The sequence below is a fragment of the Dokdonella sp. genome (assembly GCF_035703485.1).
In the GTDB taxonomy this organism is placed as follows: Bacteria; Pseudomonadota; Gammaproteobacteria; order Xanthomonadales; family Rhodanobacteraceae; genus Dokdonella.
Map to the genome: position 1 here is coordinate 1 of NZ_DASSYD010000061.1, position 6,515 is coordinate 6,515.

At 58.0% G+C, this 6,515-nt stretch carries 5 protein-coding genes and 2 rRNA genes; 3 read left to right on the plus strand and 4 right to left on the minus strand.

Translation table 11 applies throughout. The features are described from left to right. Nucleotides 1–1,033: hypothetical protein (locus tag VFN25_RS04690; protein ID WP_325139343.1), on the plus strand; the 1,033-nt coding region annotated here is incomplete at its 5' end. Between the two features lie 248 nt (nt 1,034–1,281). On the opposite strand, the gene polA is transcribed toward VFN25_RS04690, so the two are convergent. Continuing rightward, nucleotides 1,282–4,050, minus strand: a complete 2,769-nt coding sequence (gene polA, locus VFN25_RS04695) for a DNA polymerase I (protein ID WP_325139344.1) — start codon at nt 4,048–4,050, stop codon at nt 1,282–1,284. Nucleotides 4,051–4,355: 305 nt separating this feature from the next. Between polA and VFN25_RS04700 the strand changes: the two genes are divergently transcribed. After that, the gene (locus VFN25_RS04700; protein WP_325139345.1) at nt 4,356–4,805 is read left to right on the plus strand and encodes a DUF2782 domain-containing protein; all 450 of its coding nucleotides are present in this window, start codon (nt 4,356–4,358) and stop codon (nt 4,803–4,805) included. Here VFN25_RS04700 and hemF read toward each other — a convergent pair. After that, a complete protein-coding gene (hemF, locus tag VFN25_RS04705; RefSeq protein ID WP_325139349.1) occupies nt 4,790–5,737 on the minus strand; it encodes an oxygen-dependent coproporphyrinogen oxidase in 948 nt (315 codons plus the stop codon). The genes VFN25_RS04700 and hemF overlap by 16 nt on opposite strands. Nucleotides 5,738–5,810: 73 nt before the next feature. Between hemF and VFN25_RS04710 the strand changes: the two genes are divergently transcribed. Next, nucleotides 5,811–6,080 carry a hypothetical protein gene (locus VFN25_RS04710; protein WP_325139347.1) on the plus strand — a complete coding sequence of 90 codons (270 nt, stop codon included), beginning with the start codon at nt 5,811–5,813 and terminating at the stop codon, nt 6,078–6,080. 3 nt (nt 6,081–6,083) lie between these two features. Here VFN25_RS04710 and rrf read toward each other — a convergent pair. Then, nucleotides 6,084–6,198, minus strand: a 5S ribosomal RNA gene (gene rrf / locus VFN25_RS04715). Nucleotides 6,199–6,316: 118 nt separating this feature from the next. After that, nucleotides 6,317–6,515 (minus strand): 23S ribosomal RNA (locus VFN25_RS04720); the annotation flags it as partial.

Consider the following 6,515-nt stretch of genomic DNA (forward strand, 5'->3'; position numbering starts at 1 on the left):
GTTGATCAATGCGATGCGCCTGCATGGCCGTGAAGCGGAGGCTCGCACGCTGATTCCGGCGCTTCGCGAAGATCTGGAGCGCTATCCGGTGCGCGCTGAAAACAAGGCGGCTTCCTACACGTTCATGGCTCTGGTCGAGAGCGACACAGGCCGCGCCCTCGAACTGCATCGCAAATCCTATGACGTGCTCGCCGAACATCTCGGACCCAATGAGCCGACCGTGATCCGCCGACTGGCGAACGTCGCCGGTGCGACGCTGGCCGATGGCGACATTGGCGCTGCGCTGCAAGGTTACGCCGAAGCCATGCGCCGAGTCAGCGAACGCGGTGAGCTTGAGTCGGACTACTTCATCACGCCGCAAGGTGTGTACGGCCGCCTGCTGACCGCGCATGGTCGCTGGGATGAGGCGAAGGTCTGGCTGGATCGCGCGGTGCGCCTGCAGGCGGTGGCGCGGGGAACGCACAGCCCGCTGTATTTGTATGTTCGCGGCGATTTGCTGCTGTGGGAGATCGAGCGCGAACCGAGTGATGAATTGCTCGACCAGCTGGATCAGTGGCTGGCGATGAATGAGGAGCTCGTCGGCAAACATCATGCGCGCACTCGTTATGCGTGGCGGTTGCGCACATTGTTGCTGCGCCGACTGGATCGCAGCGACGAAGCCTATACACAGTGGCTTGAACAGCAGGCGAAACCGTGGGAAGCGTCGCCGCAACAGGCGGCGATCGACGCCCAATGGCAGGCTGATGGCGCCGCGTTGTTGCTCGATCTCGAACGCGTCGATGAAGCCTGCGAGCACATGGCAGGCGTGGATCGTGGCGCATTGCCTGAAGCGCCAAGCGTCGAAGGATTGTCCGTGGCCCTGGATCTTGCCCTGTGTGCATCCCGATCAGGGAATGCCTCGGCAAACAACTATGCGCTTCGCCGCGCCGAACTTGTGCGTGATCTCGGCGCTGCGGATTGGCGGTTGAAGCGTCGCCCAACCGATATCGCGGTTGGCACCGGCACGGCAGAAGCCACTGATCCGGAGGCCTGAGCCTTTGGAAAATCCAATAAAAAACCCCGAGGGCCAGGGGGAGCCCTCGGGGCGGGGATCGAAAACCGGTCTGGGGAGGGACCGATTCCCGGGGGAATCATCCAGGGAGGTGGATGATTCCAGGGGTGCCGTTGCGTGCACCCGGACTATAAGATGCGGGTTGGCACCAATAAGTTTCGTGGTTCGGCGTAAATATCGAAATCATTTACTCCCGATTCATTTTCGCGGATTCGCCAGCTGAACGAGAATCAATGGGCCTGATCCCAATTCTCGCCAACTCCGATATCGACAACCAGCGGAACCGCCAGTTCAGCCGCAGCAGTCATGCGCTCACGAACACCGTTGCGGATGGTGTCGATTTCCACGTCGCGAACCTCGAAGACCAGTTCATCATGCACCTGCATGAGCATGCGCGCACTCTCTTCCTTTCCGCGGAGCCATTCGTCGATCGTCAGCATGGCTCGCTTGATGATATCCGCCGCTGTTCCCTGCATCGGCGCATTGATCGCTGCACGCTCGGCGCCGGCACGCTGAGCCTGATTGCGAGAAGAAATATTGTCCAGATACAGGCGCCGGCCGAACACGGTTTCGACGTAACCCAGACGATGAGCTTGTTCGCGCGTGTTGTCCATGAATTCACGGACACCGGGATAACGCTGGAAGTAGCGTGCGATATAGTCTTGCGCCTCTCCGCGGCCGATACCAAGCTGACGCGCGAGGCCGAAGGCGCTCATGCCATACATGAGTCCAAAATTGATTGCCTTGGCTGCCCGTCGCTGATTGCTGTCGACGGCATCCAGCGATACACCAAACACTTCGGCGGCCGTGCTTCGGTGGACATCCTGCTCGTTGCGGAATGCCGCAAGCAGGCCTTCGTCACCTGACAGATGAGCCATGATGCGGAGCTCGATTTGCGAATAGTCCGCAGCCAGAACCTGCCAGCCCTCAGGTGCGATAAACGCCTGGCGGATGCGCCGACCTTCTTCCGTGCGTACTGGAATGTTCTGCAAACTGGGATCAGAAGACGACAATCTGCCCGTTGCAGCATTTGCCTGGTGATAACTGGTATGCACGCGCCCGGTACGCGGATTGACGATTTCGGCGAGTTTCTCGGTATAGGTCGAACGAAGCTTGGCGAGGCCACGATATTCAAGAATCAGACGCGGCAGCTCGTGGGCATCGGCGATCGCATCCAGCGCTTCTTCATTGGTCGAAGGCTGGCCTTTGGGTGTTTTGACCACGACCGGCAGTTTGAGCTCATCAAAGAGCAATGCCTGCAGTTGCTTGGGTGAGTCCAGACTGAAGTTGCGACCAGCCAGTTCGTGGCACTGGACGGTCAACTCGTGCATCCGCGCTGCCAACTGTCGACCCTGTTTGCGCAAGGCATCGACATCGATCAGCACGCCACGCTGTTCCATGCGTGCAAGCACCGGAACCAGTGGCATTTCTATCTCGCGATAAACCTTGCACAAGTCCTTGTCGGCTGCGAGCTTCGGCCACAGAGCCTTGTGCAAGCGCAAGGTAATATCGGCATCCTCGGCGGCGTAGCGACCTGCAATCTCAAGATCGACCTGGGAGAACGAAATCTGCTTTGCTCCCTTGCCGGCCACGTCCTGGTAAGGAATTGTCTGATAGCCGAGATGGCGTTTGGCCAGCGTATCCATGTCGTGACGCGAAGCGGTCGAATTGAGCACGTAGGATTCGAGCATCGTGTCGTGGGCAACGCCACGAACGGTCACGCCATGCGTCGACAACACATTCATGTCGTACTTCGCGTGCTGCGCAAGTTTGGCTCGACTTTCATCTTCGAGAAGGGGCTTGAGCGCGGCAAGAATCGTATCCCGATCGAGTTGGGCGGGCACGCCGGGATAGTCGTGCTTGAGCGGCACATAAGCCGCTTGTCTGGCTTCAACCGCGAATGAAATTCCGACGATCTCCGCGCGCATGGCATCAATCGACGTGGTCTCTGTATCGAAGGAGATCAGATCTGCGTTTTGAAGACGTTTTAGCCACTCATCAAAGCGCTCGGTGTCGACAATGAGTTCGTAGTCTCCCTTGCCGACCAGTTCAGGCGCCAATTCAGAGTCTGCCGCAGCGACTTGCGTGGATGCCTGTTCGGCTGGCGCTGACACCGAGCCTTCAGCGCCGTCAGCTGCCTCGTCATTGGCGGTCAGTTCTTTCAATGCGGCGTTGAATTCGTAGCGGCGATAGAAATTTTGAAGCGCCTCGGTGTCCGGTTCACGCAAGGCGAGATCCGTGACCCCAAGATCGAGCGCGACATCGGTCTTGATCGTCACCAGCTGCCGCGACAGGGGCAGATGACCCACGGCATCACGAAGATGCTCGCCGATCTTTCCACCCATCTTGTCCGCACTTTCGATCACCGCTTCGAGTGACCCGAACTCGCCAATCCATTTCGCGGCGGTTTTCGGGCCGCACTTGGTCACGCCCGGCACGTTGTCCACCGTATCCCCGGTCAGGGCGAGGAAGTCGACAATACGCTCCGGTGGCACGCCGAATTTCTCGATCACGCCATCACGATCCATTGTGGTGTGCGTCATCGTGTTGACGAGGGTGATGTGCGGTGAAACGAGCTGGGCGAAATCCTTGTCGCCGGTCGAGATGATCACCTCGATATCCAGCGCTTCGGCTTCACGCGCCAGCGTGCCGATGACATCATCGGCTTCGACCCCGGCGACACGCAGGATCGGGAAACCGAGGGCACCGACGATATCGAGCATCGGCTGCACCTGGGCCTTGAGGTCATCCGGTGTCGGCGCGCGATTGGCCTTGTACTCGGCGTACATTTCGTCGCGGAAAGTCGGACCTGGGGCATCGCTGACAAAGGCCACGAACTCGGGTCGATCCTTGAGGATCGATCGCAACATGTTGACCACGCCAAACAAGGCGCCGGTGGGTTCCCCGCTTGCATTGGTCAGGGGAGGGAGCGCATGGAAGGCGCGAAACAGGTAGGAAGAGCCGTCGATGAGAACGAGTCGTGGGCGCTGAGTCGACATGGTGCTATCGCGAAAATTCGGGATCGCAGCTTGGCTGTAGCGGTGATCGAATGCAAATGGCGATCTGTCTGGGTTCGTATGCAGAATCACCGTGACGAGTTTTCGCGCAAGAATAGCCGGACCTTTTTTCGCCCTTCGAAATGCCAAGGTGGCTAACGATTGAATGGCACTTTCTTGCTCTGGTTGGTTCCGGATATGCGTGTTACGGATATTCTCCGACGAGCCTTTCAGGTAACTTCAGCCAGATAGCGCTAGAGTTCCAGATCAGTGGCGATCCGACTCCACACCGTCTGAAGGCAGAATCCATGATGAAACGTATCTTGCTCACCCCTTTGACCCTGGTTGTTCTCTCATTTGCATGCTCAACCATGGCGTCTGCATTCGAACCGGCACCGCCGCCGCCTGGAATCCATGACAAGGGGGTGGAGACGACCCAGCAATCAGGTGTCGATCCCGCTGATTCGGTGGAGCCGGCTATGCCGGATACTCGCCTCGTTCGCGACAAGGCTTCTCGATCGAAAGATTTGACGGCATCGGAGATTGAGGCCAGAAGCGATTCGATCACTTCGCACAAGGAAGGAACCGATACCGTCACCGAGTACCGCGAAAAAGGCAAACTGCGCATGATCCGCATTGCCCCACAGAATGGGCCGTCGCAGACCTACTACGATCGGAATTCCGACGGGCGCCTAGATCGCAATTCGATGGACGGACCGGTATCTCCGGTCTATTTCACGCTCTATGAGTGGGATTGAGTTCGATTTGAGACGTTTTGGGCCAACCAGTCGCGGGGCTTGAGGTAATCGGACAGCCGTGCTTCAGGGCTGTTCGGCTCCGGCATGTAGCCATATTCGAAACGAACCCGCGGTGGGAGGCTCATCAGGATTGACTCGGTTCGACCGCCCGACTGTAGCCCAAACAAGGTGCCCCGGTCATAGACCAGATTGAACTCCACGTAGCGGCCACGACGGTACAACTGAAACTCGCGCTCCCGATCACCGAACGGCGTTGACTTTCGACGCTCGACGATAGGCAGGTAGGCCTCAATAAAGCCGTCGCCTACGGCACGCATGAATTCAAAGCATTGCTCGAACCCGCCTTCGTGCAGATCATCGTAGAACAGACCACCGACACCACGGGTTTCGTTGCGGTGCTTGATGTAGAAGTACTCATCGCACCATTTCTTGTAGCGTGCGTAGCGGTCCACACCAAACTTGGAGCACACTTCCTTGGCCACTGCGTGCCAATGCTCTGCGTCGTCTTCGAACACGTAGAAGGGTGTCAGGTCGAAGCCGCCACCGAACCACCAGACAGGATCCTTGCCGTCCGCAGCCGCCTCAAAAAAGCGCACATTCATGTGCGTCGTCGGCACATAGGGATTCAACGGATGGATTACCAATGAGACACCGAGCGCGGTCCAGCTCCTGCCGGCCAGTTCGGGGCGCTGCTGTGTAGCTGACGGTGGCAGCGTGTTCCCCGACACTCGTGAGAAGCCGACTCCGGCCTGCTCAAATACACTTCCGTTGTTCAGCACCCGGGTCCTGCCGCCTCCACCTTCGATACGCTTCCAGGCATCTTCACGGAATCGGGTGTTCGCTTCCTGCGACTCGATGGAGCCGCAGATCCGGTCTTGCAGGTTGGTCAGATAGGCTTCGATGGCTTCAAGATGGCTTTTGGAATCAGGCATTGCCATATCGCAAATTCGGGTCGGCCCATGAGATTAGCAGCTGCCTGTTTGCACTGGCGATTACTGCGACCATTTGCGGCAGCGTGACAGGGTCCGCTATTCGCTGCCTGGCAATCCTGCGTTGCCAAACGGGGCTCGATATAAAGCGCTCAGCGATGACCTGTTGCAGTTCGCGCGGCTGCGCCGCTTGATGCAAGAGGTCATAAAAAACCCCACCGATTTCTCGGATGGGGTTTTGGATAAAGCGCTCAGCGATGACCTGTTGCAGTTCGCGCGGCTGCGCCGCTTGATGCAAGAGGTCATAAAAAACCCCACCCGATTTCTCGGATGGGGTTTTGGATAAAGCGCTCAGCGATGACCTACTCTTGCATGGCTTAAGCCACACTACCATCGGCGCGACTGCGTTTCACTTCCGAGTTCGGGATGGGATCGGGTGGTTCCACAGCACTATGTTCGCTGAGCAAGCGGTGGAGACAGCGCATAGGTATGCGCCAGTCTCGCGTTGGGTCTTGGGACGTAATAAGTCGTTTTGGCTCGAGAGCCGCATGCCATTGAGGCAGCGAAGCAACTTGGAGTTATATGGTCAAGCCGCACGGATCATTAGTAGTGGTTAGCTCGGCATTGCTGCTATACACATCCACCCTATCAACCACGTAGTCTTCATGGTTCCTTTAGGAGCCTTATGGCTCGGGAGGTCTCATCTTGAGGCGCGCTTCCCGCTTAGATGCTTTCAGCGGTTATCGCTTCCGAATATAGCTACCCGGCAGTGCCACTGGCG